The organism is Snodgrassella sp. ESL0304 (assembly GCF_013344995.1).
In the GTDB taxonomy this organism is placed as follows: Bacteria; Pseudomonadota; Gammaproteobacteria; order Burkholderiales; family Neisseriaceae; genus Snodgrassella; species Snodgrassella alvi.
Window position 1 is genome coordinate 172,901 of record NZ_JAAEDR010000012.1, and the last position, 13,881, is coordinate 186,781.

Annotated in this window: 11 protein-coding genes and 1 tRNA gene; 8 read left to right on the plus strand and 4 right to left on the minus strand. The window is 37.8% G+C overall.

All coding sequences use genetic code 11. The annotated features are described in order from the left end of the window. The first annotated feature begins 2 nt into the window (after positions 1-2). From GYX91_RS04315 to tssE, 8 genes are all read left to right on the plus strand, one after another. The gene (locus GYX91_RS04315) at positions 3-641 is read left to right on the plus strand and encodes a tetratricopeptide repeat protein (protein ID WP_025330509.1); all 639 of its coding nucleotides are present in this window, start codon (positions 3-5) and stop codon (positions 639-641) included. After that, positions 628-1,749, plus strand: coding sequence for a hypothetical protein (locus GYX91_RS04320; RefSeq protein WP_084550810.1), 1,122 nt, complete (start codon positions 628-630; stop codon positions 1,747-1,749). Before GYX91_RS04315 ends, GYX91_RS04320 begins: the two co-directional genes overlap by 14 nt. Positions 1,750-1,770: 21 nt before the next feature. Then, positions 1,771-5,013 (plus strand): ImcF-related family protein, encoded by a 3,243-nt coding sequence (locus tag GYX91_RS04325; protein WP_174830031.1) that lies wholly within the window; start codon positions 1,771-1,773, stop codon positions 5,011-5,013. Continuing rightward, a complete protein-coding gene (locus GYX91_RS04330) occupies positions 5,003-6,580 on the plus strand; it encodes a TssA family type VI secretion system protein (protein WP_174830032.1) in 1,578 nt (525 codons plus the stop codon). Before GYX91_RS04325 ends, GYX91_RS04330 begins: the two co-directional genes overlap by 11 nt. A gap of 9 nt (positions 6,581-6,589) precedes the next feature. Beyond that, the gene (gene tssF / locus GYX91_RS04335) at positions 6,590-8,350 is read left to right on the plus strand and encodes a type VI secretion system baseplate subunit TssF (protein WP_174830033.1); all 1,761 of its coding nucleotides are present in this window, start codon (positions 6,590-6,592) and stop codon (positions 8,348-8,350) included. Continuing rightward, entirely contained in the window at positions 8,347-9,309 is a 963-nt protein-coding gene (locus tag GYX91_RS04340) for a type VI secretion system baseplate subunit TssG (RefSeq protein WP_084585984.1), read from the plus strand. The genes tssF and GYX91_RS04340 overlap by 4 nt, the downstream gene beginning before the upstream one ends. Beyond that, a complete protein-coding gene (gene tssJ, locus GYX91_RS04345; protein ID WP_078474582.1) occupies positions 9,310-10,050 on the plus strand; it encodes a type VI secretion system lipoprotein TssJ in 741 nt (246 codons plus the stop codon). A 112-nt stretch (positions 10,051-10,162) separates the two neighbouring features. Further along, positions 10,163-10,570, plus strand: coding sequence for a type VI secretion system baseplate subunit TssE (tssE, locus tag GYX91_RS04350; RefSeq protein WP_084550793.1), 408 nt, complete (start codon positions 10,163-10,165; stop codon positions 10,568-10,570). 79 nt (positions 10,571-10,649) lie between these two features. Here tssE and GYX91_RS04355 read toward each other — a convergent pair. The 4 genes from GYX91_RS04355 to pheT all read right to left on the minus strand — a co-directional run bounded on the left by GYX91_RS04355 (position 10,650) and on the right by pheT (position 13,834). Continuing rightward, positions 10,650-10,726: transfer RNA gene (locus GYX91_RS04355), tRNA-Pro, on the minus strand. Between the two features lie 35 nt (positions 10,727-10,761). Beyond that, a complete protein-coding gene (locus GYX91_RS04360) occupies positions 10,762-11,088 on the minus strand; it encodes a hypothetical protein (RefSeq protein ID WP_078474580.1) in 327 nt (108 codons plus the stop codon). Further along, the gene (locus GYX91_RS04365; protein ID WP_025330518.1) at positions 11,072-11,374 is read right to left on the minus strand and encodes an integration host factor subunit alpha; all 303 of its coding nucleotides are present in this window, start codon (positions 11,372-11,374) and stop codon (positions 11,072-11,074) included. The genes GYX91_RS04360 and GYX91_RS04365 overlap by 17 nt, the downstream gene beginning before the upstream one ends. 102 nt (positions 11,375-11,476) lie before the next feature. Beyond that, positions 11,477-13,834: a phenylalanine--tRNA ligase subunit beta gene (gene pheT / locus GYX91_RS04370; protein ID WP_174830034.1), complete on the minus strand. Its 2,358-nt coding sequence runs from the start codon at positions 13,832-13,834 to the stop codon at positions 11,477-11,479. Positions 13,835-13,881: the final 47 nt, after the last annotated feature.

The window sequence follows — 13,881 nt, forward strand, 5'->3', positions numbered from 1 at the left end:
AGATGTTACGACGTATATTGACAGCATTTTGTTTATGCTTTGCTTTGATACAAATGGCCTGGGCGGGTACATATGATGATGCCGCTGCTGCTGCTCAAAACCGGCAATATGATAAAGCCTTAGTTTTATTTCAGAAAGCCATTAATGAAAATGATGATGCACGGGCATATAACAGTTTGGGTACGCTGTATGAAATGGGTTTGGGTGTACCGCAGGATTATGCTACCGCAGCAAAATATTATGAACAGGCTGTAAAAAAAGGCAATGTAAAAGCCAATGGTAATCTCGCCGTATTGTATGAGCGCGGATTAGGTGTAAAAAAGGATTGGGGTAAGGCGATGGGCTATTATTTTAATGGTCTGAACAGAGGTGACGGCAAATCCATGAACAATCTGGGGGTGATGGCCCTTAATGGCGAAATTCTACCCAAAAATATTTCTGTTGCATGGGCTTTGTTTGCCAGTGCTGCGATTCTTAAAGACAGAGAAGCACCGCATAATCTTGCTGTAGTTGAAACCAAAATGACCAAAGCGGAAATTGAGCAGGGTAAAGTGGTTTTTAAAGCCCTGCATCAGGTAAAGAGTAAAAAACCGCCTATGGATATTATGTTAGATTATTTAGGCTGGCATGATTACGAATAGTATACAACGTCAGACTACATGGCTGCCGCCAAGACCAGTTCGCTGGCTTGCGTGGCTGGCCTTATATGCTTTGGCAATTGGTATTAATAAAAAATATGCAGATTCAATTATTACCCATTTCGGACTGGAAATCACAGTACACTGGCAAAAGTGGATGATATCTGTAATGCCGGCAGTTGTAATAGTAACTTTACTTCTGCTGGTGCGCTGTATCTGGTATCAGTTATGGTTAATTTACCAGCGTAATAATCAGTTTGTTTATAATGAAAAAATTTTGAATAATCAAAAGTACTGGTCGGAATATATGGTACTGGAAGAGGTAATATTGCACTGCGGCCAGTTAAATCATGCTTCCGATTTTTATACATATCTAGGACTGTCTCCAGAAGAGCGGCAGAAATCTGTATTTGAATCAATGAGTATGGAAATACCGGTTCAGAGCAATTCTTCTGTTTATTCTGACCGTTTGCATATTGTTTTATCACAACTGGTTCAGATATTATCTTCAAAAGAATATTTTACTGAACAATATACACAGTATTTATGGCTATGGGCAGCAGACAGAGAAAGCTGGCTGGTATTTAGGGAGCTTGTTATTGCTGAAGGCGGATATTGTCCGGCGGTACCGGATTATTATGTTAAGTTTGAGGATTTAAACTGGATTATTGACCGTTTTCAGGAAGAACTTTATCAAAAAATTCTATTACTCGGGTTTGAGTGTCAGCCTGAGTTTGAATTGTATCTGGCAATGATTTTTGCCCGAAAAGGAAAAATAGCAAAAATACAGCGAGCTTTTGATACACAAATGTGGCGTATGGATCAGGATTATTTTTTTACAGCCATGACTGAAAAAGTTTCTGGTTTCCAGATTGAAAGCCATGCACAAGAAGTAACTCAGCCGGAAATAAAAGAATTGACTGAAGATTTAACTGCAAAAGATTATGAAATCTTGCCGTATAGTATAGATAAACCGGATTTTTTTCAAAAATTACAGTATACGAGTGACTGGATGCAATTGCTGCTGGCAGTTTATCAGGCGCATAAACATTCCTATGTAGTACTATTTAATCATAAAGAAAAGATAATACCTGCTTCCCAGGTTAAGTAAAATTCAATTACAGGCGCGTTTATGTTAAGGTGGAACCCGTTAAGACAATTCAGTTCACGTGTAAATAGCCAATTATCCAAATTAGCGCAGGTGAATCAGAAAATTACCCAGCGCCCTAAAATTCTCAAATTATGGTTATTATGCAGTTTCCTCTGGTTGATACTTATCTGCGGATTAACTGCATTTTTATATTGGTATTATGATAAAAAATGGCTGCAAAATCATAAATTTCATTTGATAATACTGGCACTGGCCGGTTTATTTCTCTGCATTATACTGCCATTATTCTGGCGTATTTTTGTGGTTATTGACGGGCAGGAACGGACAATCCGCTTTATTGAGCGTTCGAAATATACACGTGAAAGTCCTGCACAGCAGAATTTGGTGGCTTTTCAGAATTATTTGGATCAGAAATATCCTTTATCTATTTTAAATCGCTGTTATATTCTTGCAGTACATGGTGAACCGGATGCTTTCAGCGACGTGAGTGAGCAGCTACAGCGTACAGGGTGGGTACAGGTTGACAATGTTTATCTGGTATTGATTAATGATGTGGATGAAATTGAATCCATACCGGCTTTTCGCGGCAAATATCATTGTCCTTTTGATGGATTAATAATATTGCGTGATATGAAAAGTAACAAAACTCCGGTTACTCACGATACTACTTCAGTCTGGCTGGAAAAATTTTATCAGCTGTTAAACTGGAAAATTCCGTTTATCCATGTATTTCAAAGTGAGATTGATTTAAATAAATTTCCTCTTAATCAGGTTTTTACCTGGTCATTGCCAACAGAAAATATTGTTTCAGATATCAAAATTAAAGCTGAGGATTTATTTATTCAGGCTTTTTTAAAAAGCCGGGACAGACAGTTTTTGTCTCTGATTGATTCCATTGCTATTACTAAATTAAATCCGGCTGAAAATTATTCTGAACAGCAGCAACCCTGGTTTACTGGTATGGCTATACAGGCTAAACAGAGTAACTGGTGGGAAACATGGGCGATGGTGGCAGAGCAGTTAAATCAGCAACCTGCTAAATTGATTCTACAGCCCGCTACTCAGCGACTGGCCAAAGCCGGTCTGGTAATCTGTACTGTAACCTTTTTAATGATTCTGTATGCTTTTACCAGTAATTACAGGCAGGCACAGTCATTCCGAAACCAAATCACCAGCGTGAATAAATCTTCGGGCAGCAACAATGCGATTAATTCTATACTCAGTTTACAACATCATATTGCATTAATAAATAATGTTCCGAAACCATTTTACCGTCGTCTTGGATTCAATCATGATGATATTTTGCTGAATAAAGCATTTGTAACTTATGGTAATGCTGCAAAAAAATGGCTGATAAAACCCGCTGATCAACAGATTATTCTGGTTCTGAGTTCTTTACAGCAGCTTCAGACTTTACCTAACGTAATTGAAACAAATGCGGCGGAAACAGAGAAAATTGCAGAACAAACCAGTAATGCAGTTGCTTTGGACGAAGGTTTTAATGCTCTGAAAGCATATTTAATGTTACGTCGACCTAAACGTCTGGATAATATTTTTCTAAGTGATTATTTATCACGCCTATATCGGACACAAGGCTTACAAAAAGCCGATGCTGCTCAGAATATATTCAGATTTTATACCCGGAATATGATGAAGCATCGAAGCTGGTTTCTGAGTGAAGATTCTGCTTTGGTGGCAGAAAGTCGGGGAGTATTGAATAATATTGTTAATCAGCAGCAGGAAGATGTCGTTATTTATCAGAATTTGCTGGATTCTGCATTAGAGAAATATAGGGATATTGATTTAGTGCAGCTGGCTGGCAAAGATAGCACTCAATTCTGGACAAATAAGAATAAATTGCATGGTGCATTTACTGCACGTGCATGGAACGAATGGTTTAAGCCGGAAATTGATAAACTTAATCCTGAACATTTTAAAAATGGTTCATGGGTGCTGAATGAGTCTGAGGAAAGCAACGAAAATACGGATATCCGTAAACAGATAATGGCATTGTACAAGCAGGATTATTTTGAAGCATGGACACAATTTTTATCTGGTATACAGTGGGTACCGGTTACTGGTCTGAATAAACAGATGGATCGTTTGAAAAAATATTCAGATAAAAAGAATTCAGTACTTGTTAAGTTACTAACAGCCATTCAGTTTAATGCCAGTATCGGATATCCCGAAGACCGGACTGAAAAAGGTAAAGGAGTTTTACAGGAATTTGAACCAATTGTAGATTTGATTAAAACAGTTGAAGACAGGAATAAACAACCCAGCCGTAAACTGGATCAGTATCAAGAAAATCTGCTGGCTATGTATCTTGAAGTACAGAAAGTTCAGGGGGCTAATAATCAGGCCTCTGCTTCACAACTTTCTTTCAATACTATTTTGAATAGTGATGATGGTTCTAATCTGGCTAAAGCTGAAGAATCTATTAATTTACAAGTAGCTAATCTGGGAGAAGAATGGCAGGATATCGGGCACACTTTGCTTACTTATCCTTTTGCTGATGCTAAAAAAGCAATTTTGCTTCCGGCTTTAAACAATATTAATGCATTGTGGCAGCAGATGGTGGTTTCGCAATGGAATTCTCGTTTTGCTAATCGTTATCCACTGAATCCTTCCAGCAATCTCGATGTCTCTTTGCCTGAATTACAGAAATTTATTGATCCGCAAAAGGGTGTTGTTGCACAGTTTAATCAGCAATATTTAAATAAAATTTTGAATCTTGTTGGTAATCAGTGGATTGTTAATCCTGCTGTAATGGATCAGGTTCAGATTGATGATCAGTTTGTAACTGGTTTAAATGAATTAAATCAGTTACTAGAATTTGTTTCAGATGGCTCAAATACCGCTTCTTTTGAAATAATGCCATTGCCAACTCCCGAAGTTAAACAGATTACATTTAATTTTAATAAACAGAAAATTCAATTTTATAATGAAAAATCTTTCTGGCATAAAGTGAATTGGTCTGTTAGTGATAGTACCGATAAAAAGGCTTCAATTCAGTGGTCTGATGTGACAGATAAGACTGCTCAGCTTGAAGTAGTTGGTGATTTGAGTATTTTGCGTTTACTTGAAAAGGCCCAGGCACGCAAAAATGATGATGATACTTATCATCTTAAGTGGACAATAAAAAATAGGGTTGTAGAAATGAATCTAAAGAATTTACAAACTAACGACCTGATTACATTATTGAAGTTAAAAGGGGCGAGTTTGCCGCAACAGGTTTTCAAGGTGGATCAAGATGCAAATTAGTGCAGCACTGAAAGTTCTCCAGAAGCGGAAAATCTATGAAGATATAAAACCTTTATGGGATAGTATTGAATATCTTCTTGTTCCTGTGGAAGGTGAGATGGAAGATGTTACACATCACGATTCTTTTCTGGATATCCGACAGGAATTGGAAAAGGTCAGTGATATTCAGCTGGGTAAAATTGAAGACGCGGCCAATTATCTTTGCCAGAACGTAGGTAAGGATATTCGCGTAGCGGTATATCTGACTTATGTATTGTTTCGTCGTGAAGCCTTTCAGGGACTGATTAAAGGTTTATTATTAATATATGGAATGCAGGCAATATATACGCCTACTTTTCAGCCCCAACGTATCACCCTTATTAAAACGATGCTTCGCTGGCTGGGCGGCACAAAAATGGAAGATGCATTTTTATTGTGCCAAAGTACATTATCATCAAACGAATATCAGGTAATTACCATATTATGTGAGCTGATTCAGGAAAATTTTTCTGCACAATTTGAAGCGACAGTAGATGAGCTCAATGGCTTGCTCAGCTTATTACCTGTGCCTGTTGGTGAAACTCAGGCAGCTATTAATCAAGCTGATTCACTAACTACTGATAATAATTCAAACCAGAGTAATAGTACTGATAATGATGAAGTAATTTTACGTTCTTTTCAGGATTTGATGCAGACAATGAAAACTGTAGGGCAGTTCATTGCCGATAAAGAGCAGAAACCCTATGCATCATACAGATTGTTGCGTCAGTTCCGGTGGGATATGCTTGAACAGTTACCTTTGCATCAGGACGGACTGACAAAAATTCCTCCTCCGAGACAGGAACTGATAAACCGCTTACAGACATTGTATCAGCGTAAGGAGTGGAGCGGATTATTAGAACAATGCCATGCTGGTTTTATGGAGGCTTCCAATCATTTTTATTTTGATTTGCAATATCTGAGCTGGAATGCAATGCAGCATTTGGCACCTGAAGCAAATGTATGGGCTGATATGCTGTGCAGTGATATGGCTTTTCTGCTTAACCGTGTACCCGGACTCGAAACATTATCATTTAATGATAATCATCCTTTTGCTTCCGGCGAGGCTTTAGACTGGATTGCCGTTCATGCACGTTTTCAGCAACAAAATGTAGAAGAAATGCAATTGTCTTCCGATAATAAGCTTACATCAACCGAAGATATTGACGCACAGGCATTTGTAATTCTGGCAGAGCAGGGTTTTGATAAAACTATGGAATGGCTGTCTACTGTGCAATTTGATGAAGGGCTTGAGCAGTTATATTACAAACAATTTTTACTTGCCCGATTAGCTATTAAAAGTGGCAAATCAGAATTTGCAATATCTTTGCTGGAAAAGCTTAATCAGCCTTTTTCACAGCAACCTTTATTTGAATGGAATAAAAAATTAACATTCCAAATTAAACAAGAGTTATTAAAACTTTTACAGCAGAAATTTATTACTGTAAAGGGGAGTAATAAAGAGTTTATAGCTGGGCAAGTTGAAGAGCTGAAAAAAGAGCTGGTATTACTCAATCCGTTTCTGGCGCATCAATTATTGTATAGGTAAGTGAAAAATATGGAAAAAAAAGACAATATTCTGCGTTATTATGAAGCGGAAATGCGTTATCTGAAAGAGGCTGGACAGGATTTTGCAGAGGTTCATCCTGATGCAGCACAGTATTTAAAAATGCAGGATTCTCTTGAGCGGGATCCGATGGTTGAGCGGCTATTTGAAGGATTTGCTTTTTTAACTGCAAAATTGTATCAAAAAATTGATGATGATATGCCTGAGTTAACTGAAAGCTCATTAGCATTGCTGTGGCCACATCATCTTCAGCCTATTGCCTCCATGTCGATAGTGCAATTAATGTTAAATGAAGAGATTTATACGAATGATCAGCATATTCCCGCAGGTTTAATATTGCAGACTGCTGTTGATTCTGATACAGGTATATCGTGTGAGTACCGGACAACTCAATCAGTTGATATTTATCCTGTTGAAATAAATGATTTCCGTCTTGTTCACAATGATCTCGGGCAATCAGTTATTCAGTTACGTTTGCAGCTACGTCAAACAGACGCGGGTCAGAATATTCGCTTACCGGATAATTTTTCCCTCAAATTTCATCTTGTTGGTGAAATAGAAACCAGACTGAGTATTTATCATTACTTAATAAATTATTTGTCACATATTACTGTTGATGAAAATTTAAACATTATCAGCGATAAAATAAAACTGCATCGAACAAATTTTAATTATAATTCAGTTACATGGTTGCAGAACTATCAGGCAAATGAACATAATTTATTGATGGAATATTTTCTCTTTAAAGAAAAGTTTCTTTTTTTTCAATTAAATAATCTGAGTGGAAAAGATTTCAATAATGATAAACATGAATTATTGATAAATTTTCATTTAAATCGCGATTTTCCTCTGGAGCTGGTATTTAACCGCAATTATTTAAAATTGTTTTGTGTACCTGTAATTAATCTGTTTGATTTGGAGGCAGAACCGGTTGTGCGTTCTCCTTTGCATACTGAGTATAGGCTATCACCTATGTTTTCAGTTCCAGATCAGGTAACTGTGTGTGGGGTTACCGAAGTGGAGTCATTTAGTCAGATAAGTGGTAACAGAAAGTATTATTTGCCCTTTAATGAGTTTAAGCACGGCAAACGTCAGCTAAGTATTCTTGAAAAGGACAGACCTTATTATTATATCCGTACACGTCAGGGAATCGGTAATAAATATGATAATTTCATTACTTTTAGTGGTGAAATGCAATCCGGAGAAGAAGAGATTTTTTCTATCAGTATTCTTGGTGCTAATGGTAATCTGCCTCGTCAGATAACTAAATATAATAAAATACTAAGCCTGCATTCACCTGTGCTAGGCGTAAAAAATGCTCAGATGGTAATGATACCTACTGCTTTACATTATCCGCCTGATTATAAAAATCAGCAATGGCAGTTATTGTTTGAGATGAGTAATAATTATCTGGCTACCTTAGATACCGGCACCCTGAAAAATAGCTTGCGCTTATTGAACTGGTCAACAGCAGCAGCAAATGAAAAAAATATAGCAGCTATTAGCTCTGTTCAAACTGAAATTCAACATATTATGCATCATGGTATGATGATTAGATGCCTAGTAATTGATATCGAACTGGATAGTACCGGATTTATCAATGAAGCAGATGCTGCTTTATTTGCTTATGTACTGAACTGTTATTTAATAGCTTATGCACAATTAAATCTGGCTATAAAGGTAAATGTCATATTGCAGCCAGAAGCAATGATTTTTAGCTGGCCAGTAAGCGTGGATGAAAAAATTTTATGAATGCCAGTTTATTCAATCGATTAATGCTGGCGCCAGAAGCCTATAATTTTTTTCAGTTTTGTCATTTACTGGAGTCGCATCAGGTTAACTTACGCGTACCTGATTTGCAGAGTGATAGTGAACTGACGCTGCAATTTTGTGCATGGCCTTATCTTGGTTTTCCTGCCAGTGAATTAAAGCATGCTTTGCCTGAATCTGTATATGATTACAAGCTACCAGTAGTCTTTACTACTTTCATGGGATTAATCGGTACTGACGGTGTTATGCCAAACTGGTTGATAGCAGAAGGTGCTGAAAAAAAAGATGGTATGGAAAATCTAGTAGCTTTTCTGGATATGTTCCATCACCGTATGATGACTATATTTTATCAGATATGGAAACGTTTTCATTATGAATTTCAGTTTCAACCTGATGCTTCAGATAGTCTTTCTCGGGCATTTCTGACATTAATTCACGGTAAGAGCAAATTAGATATTGACCCGCGTTATTACCTTGGTGTTATAAAAAATTTAAATAAAAAAAATAAAAATATTTTTGGTTTAAAAGAAATTGTTCATTATGTACTTCCTGCCGCCAGTGAAGTAGTTATAGATGAGTTTATTGCTGTTAGATATCCTGTACCGCAACGATCCATAGGTGAGGGAATAGCTTTTGATACTGCAGTGCTGGGCCGCTTTTTGTACGATGCCAACAGCCGAATAAGAGTATCTGTACAACTTAATGATTATGCAATATTAAATTTACTTTATGAAGATCAGCCTTTGAGAACGGTTTTGAAGACCTTAATCAGGAAATATGTGGGATGTACTCTGGATGTAGAGCTGGTAGCGAAAATCAATGCCGACTTATTACCACAGGCACAATTAAATGGTAGTAATCCCCAGCAACTCAGAGCTGGTGTTACTGCTGGTCAGCCAGAAACCGGTATGCTATTTTCGATTTTTCTTGGAGTGTTATAGATGAATTTTCGTTTCTTGGCTGTATTAATTTTACTAGCAGGATTATCTGGTTGTGGATTATTGCAACAAGGCTATGAGGATGCACGCAAGGTAGGTAAAGATGCAGTTGAGTTAAAACATTATCATTATGATTTCAGGGTGGTTTCTGCGCATCTTTTAAATCAGACCGATAATTCACAGCAAAATACTTTCAGAATGGCAATCTTTCAGTTAAATAGTGATAATCTATTTAATCAGGCAAGTTATTATGATTTACTTACTAATTCAGACAATGCTCTTGCTGACGAACTGGTAAAAAAAGATATACGTATGATTTATCCTTTTGATACACAGAATATAAAAGGAGATATAGATAGTAAAACACAATATCTTGGATTAGTGTTTTTCTTTAATAAACCAGAGTCTGATAATAAAACATGGAAAATACTAATTCCTATAGATAATTTAAAATTATTTAGAAATAATTATATTCTGGTGGACGGTGCTCAGGCTCAGTTAAAATCTAAAAAACAGGTTAAGGATTTACTTAAGCAGCAAAAAAAAGCAGAGAAAGCACAGAAAAAAACAGAGAAAGCGGAGAAAAAAGCATCAAAAGAAAAGAAAAAACAGGAGGAGTTGGCCAAAAAAGCTCAGCAGGCTATGCAGGAACAGCTGGATAAATTGCAACAGCAGGGTAAACAAAAAGCTCAGGAAAATATAGGGAAGAAGGTGCAAAAAATATTACCTGATGTCAAGAAGTAGTGTGTAGTATGTCATAAATAATTGATGTACTAATAGTAAAATATTCTGATGGTTATTTACTAAATAAACCTAAATAATTATTTCATATTATGAAAGCGTAAATAAATTTATTATGATTGATGCGTCTTTATTGGAAAAAATTACTTTAAATTTTTCTGGAGATGTTCCGTTTGATAGTCTGGATCCTAAAGAACGCTATATTTATAGTGTTATGAATAATATCGAGCGCATATTAAATACGCGTCGAGGAAGTGTGAAACATATACCTGATTACGGGTTACCTGATTTAAGCATTATTTATCGTCATTTACCCTCCAGCTTGTCTGTATTGCAGAAATATATCACTTTAACTTTATTAAAATATGAACCGCGTGTACAGGCTTTGCAAATTCAGATGGTTGAAAATAAATCTTCGGATTTTATTATTGCCTATGAATTATTATGTCAATTAAAAGAGGTTGGTTATATTCGGTTTTCTACTACATTTGATGGTGATGAGGCGGTTAGAGTATTTCGATAATAAATTTATTCAGTATCGAACGATATGTGAAATTGTTAAAATAAAAATACAGCCTGACTGGCTGTATTTTTATTTATTTTGGTCGGAGTGAAAGGATTCGAACCTTCGACCCCTTGCACCCCATGCAAGTGCGCTACCAGACTGCGCCACACTCCGACTTTGTAAAGGAAGCGATTATAAAAGTAATCGTATTACTTAGCAAGTACACTATTCAGGTTATCTACTACTTTTTCAATTTGCTGACGGGTTTCCAGTGCATTAATGACGGGATTACCATCAGCATCTACCTGATTACGTGTAAATGGGTCTATATATGGTGTAAAGCTGTCGCGCAATTGTCTGACTTTAATCACATCAGCACGGGTATAGTGCTTACCGCCATAGCCTACAATAATGCCATGTGTCTGTTGCCAGACAGAGAATTGCTCGGCACTGATGTCTGCAAGGCGGCATAGCTCTTCGAGAGTAAAATACCGCTGTGCTGGTATGGGTAACAACTGCTTAGGCTTGTTTTCCATTATAGTGATCAACCATACCTTTTAATTTTTGTGATGCGTGGAAAGTAACAACGCGTCTGGCAGAAATAGGTACTTCTTCCCCAGTTTTGGGATTACGTCCCGGACGTTGCGGTTTATCACGCAACTGGAAATTACCAAAGCCGGAAATTTTAATTTGTTCGCCCTTTTCAAGAGTACTGCGAATTTCTTCAAAGAATAGTTCAACAATTTCTTTGGCATCATGTTTGCTCATGCCGGCAACTTTTTCAACTAGAATATCAGCAAGTTCAGCTTTTGTCAGCGTCATATCAGAATTTCTTTCATTAAAGAGGGCATTATTATCCCTAAATTAGTTTTTGTTTTCAAGTATGTAAATTTTTAACTAGGCAAATTGCCCAGTTTGAATTTTTTAAGTACGTAATTGTGCACCAATTGTGGCTGCTGTATCAATGAGTTTTGTCATTATTTCTTCAACTTCTTCATCAGTTAAGGTTTGTTCTGTACTTTGTAAAATAATTTTGACCGCCAGACTTTTCGTATTTTCCGCCATACCTTTACCGCGATAAACATCAAAAACAGATATTTCCTGAATGGCTGGATGTTTCACAGTAGACAACACATTGATCAGCTCTTCAGCAGTAGTTTGTTCGGAGATGATAAAGGCCAGATCACGCCGTACCGGTTGGAATTTAGATACTGGCTGATAAGTAATCCTGGCTTGTGCCAGAACAGCACTTAAATCAAGCTCAAATAAAATAGGCGACAAGGGCAGGTCGTATTTCTGTGTCCAGCGCGGATGCAATTCACCAATAACACCAACTACTTTATTATCAATGATAGTTTCAGCGGTTCTGCCAGGATGGAGTGCAGGATGCTGTGCCGCGCGATAATTTACTTTATGCGCACTTAACAGGCCTGCAACATCATTTTTGACATCATAGAAATCGGTGTTGCGAGTGGGTACTGCCCATTGCTCAGGAAAGACAGAACCATAAGCCAGACCAGCAATTTTTGTGGTTTGTGTATATTGCTGGTTTTGTTTATGAAATACACGTGCTACTTCAAATAATCGTACTCTGTTTTGTTTACGGTTCAGATTATTGTGTAATATTTCAATCAGGCCGCCAAACAGAGTAGAGCGCATAACGCTGAGCTGACTTGCTATCGGATTTAGTAAACGAATCGGATCAGTATTACCGGCCAGATCGCGTTCCCATGCTTCTTCTACAAATGCGTAGCTGACTACTTCCTGATAGCCGCTATTAGCCAGTTGATGGTAAACACTAAACAGTGGCTTTTGTGTTTCCGGCAAAGCTACCATATTCAATTTGCCATTGGTATGATCATTGGGAATATTTTCATAACCATACACGCGGCCAATTTCTTCTATCAAGTCGGCTTCGATTTCAATATCAAAACGGAAGCTGGGTGAGGTAACAATAAAGCCATCTTCACAAGCTTGTGGCTCCAGTCCTAAATGCTGCAGGATAATGGCAATTCTGGCTGAATCAATGGCAACGCCTAATACTTTTGCTACTCTTGCTGTACGTACTTTTACCTGTTTAACTGCAGGCAGATTACCGGTTGCTTCTGTAATTGCACCAATTTCACCGCCACAGATTTCTTTTATCAGCGTAGTTGCCCGTTCAATGGCTTGTTGTTGTAAATTAAAGTCTACTCCGCGTTCAAAACGGAATGATGAATCTGAACCGAACCCATACTGCCGTGCTTTTCCGGCAATGATATCCGGGGTAAACCATGCGCTTTCAATCACAACATTACGCGTACTGTCTGTTACTGAGCTGTCAACACCACCCATTAATCCGGCAATACTCAGAACCTGTTTTTCATCAGCTACTACCAATGTGTTACTGCTTAGAGTTACGGTTTTATCATTGAGACATTCCAGTGTTTCACCTTCATGGGCACGGCGCACGATCAGTTTGCCGGAGATTTTATCTTCGTCAAACATATGCATTGGCTGACCCAGCTCAAGCATGACATAGTTACCTATATCAACCAGAGGATTAATGCTACGCAGGCCACTGCGTTCGAGCCGCTGTTTTAACCATGCAGGCGTTACAGCATTAATATTAATTCCGCGAATTATCCGGCTAATAAAGCGGCCACAGTCTTCCGGTGCTTCGATGGTGACAGGCTGGCTGGCATCCAGTGTTGATGGATTAGTAACAATCTCTATTGGATTTTGTGGTTTCTGGGTTAAAGCACCTACCTCACGTGCTATGCCTTTTATACTCAGGCAGTCTGCTCTGTTAGGTGTGATTTTTAAGGTTTGCAGAACATCATCCAGATTGAGATAATCGCGGATATTATTGCCGACTGGTGCATCGGCAGGCAGAATCAGTAAGCCGTTTACTTCATCTTGTAAACCTAATTCTTTAGCAGAACACAGCATTCCGTTAGAGACTTGTCCGCGCATTTTTGTTGGTTTGATTTTGAAATCACCCGGTAAGACAGCACCAGCTAATGCACAAGGTACTTTGATTCCCGGTTGTACATTAGGAGCACCGCAAACGATTTGTATCAGTTCTCCTGTACCGGCATCAACCTGTGTAATATTGAGACGGTCTGCATCCGGATGTCTGATTACAGATTTAACTTCTGCGATGACCACCCCATGAAATGGAGGGGCAGCCAGGGTGGTTTCTTCTACTTCCAGTCCGGCCATGGTTAATAAATGTGCCAGCTCTTGTGCAGATAATTCAGGGTTAATCCATGAATATAACCAATTTTGAGAAAATTGCATGATGCTTCCAGTATATATTCTGTTTCGGTTTAATCCAAAAGTTCGGA

Bases quoted from the DNA above. Each gene is read 5' to 3' on its own strand.
- tssE (WP_084550793.1), top strand. From the start codon at position 10,163: ATGATTGATGCGTCTTTATTGGAAAAAATTACTTTAAATTTTTCTGGA.
- GYX91_RS04330 (WP_174830032.1), top strand. From the start codon at position 5,003: ATGCAAATTAGTGCAGCACTGAAAGTTCTCCAGAAGCGGAAAATCTAT.
- GYX91_RS04325 (WP_174830031.1), top strand. From the start codon at position 1,771: ATGTTAAGGTGGAACCCGTTAAGACAATTCAGTTCACGTGTAAATAGC.
- GYX91_RS04340 (WP_084585984.1), top strand. From the start codon at position 8,347: ATGAATGCCAGTTTATTCAATCGATTAATGCTGGCGCCAGAAGCCTAT.
- pheT (WP_174830034.1), bottom strand. From the start codon at position 13,834: ATGCAATTTTCTCAAAATTGGTTATATTCATGGATTAACCCTGAATTA.
- GYX91_RS04315 (WP_025330509.1), top strand. From the start codon at position 3: ATGTTACGACGTATATTGACAGCATTTTGTTTATGCTTTGCTTTGATA.
- tssF (WP_174830033.1), top strand. From the start codon at position 6,590: ATGGAAAAAAAAGACAATATTCTGCGTTATTATGAAGCGGAAATGCGT.
- GYX91_RS04360 (WP_078474580.1), bottom strand. From the start codon at position 11,088: ATGGAAAACAAGCCTAAGCAGTTGTTACCCATACCAGCACAGCGGTAT.
- tssJ (WP_078474582.1), top strand. From the start codon at position 9,310: ATGAATTTTCGTTTCTTGGCTGTATTAATTTTACTAGCAGGATTATCT.
- GYX91_RS04365 (WP_025330518.1), bottom strand. From the start codon at position 11,374: ATGACGCTGACAAAAGCTGAACTTGCTGATATTCTAGTTGAAAAAGTT.
- GYX91_RS04320 (WP_084550810.1), top strand. From the start codon at position 628: ATGATTACGAATAGTATACAACGTCAGACTACATGGCTGCCGCCAAGA.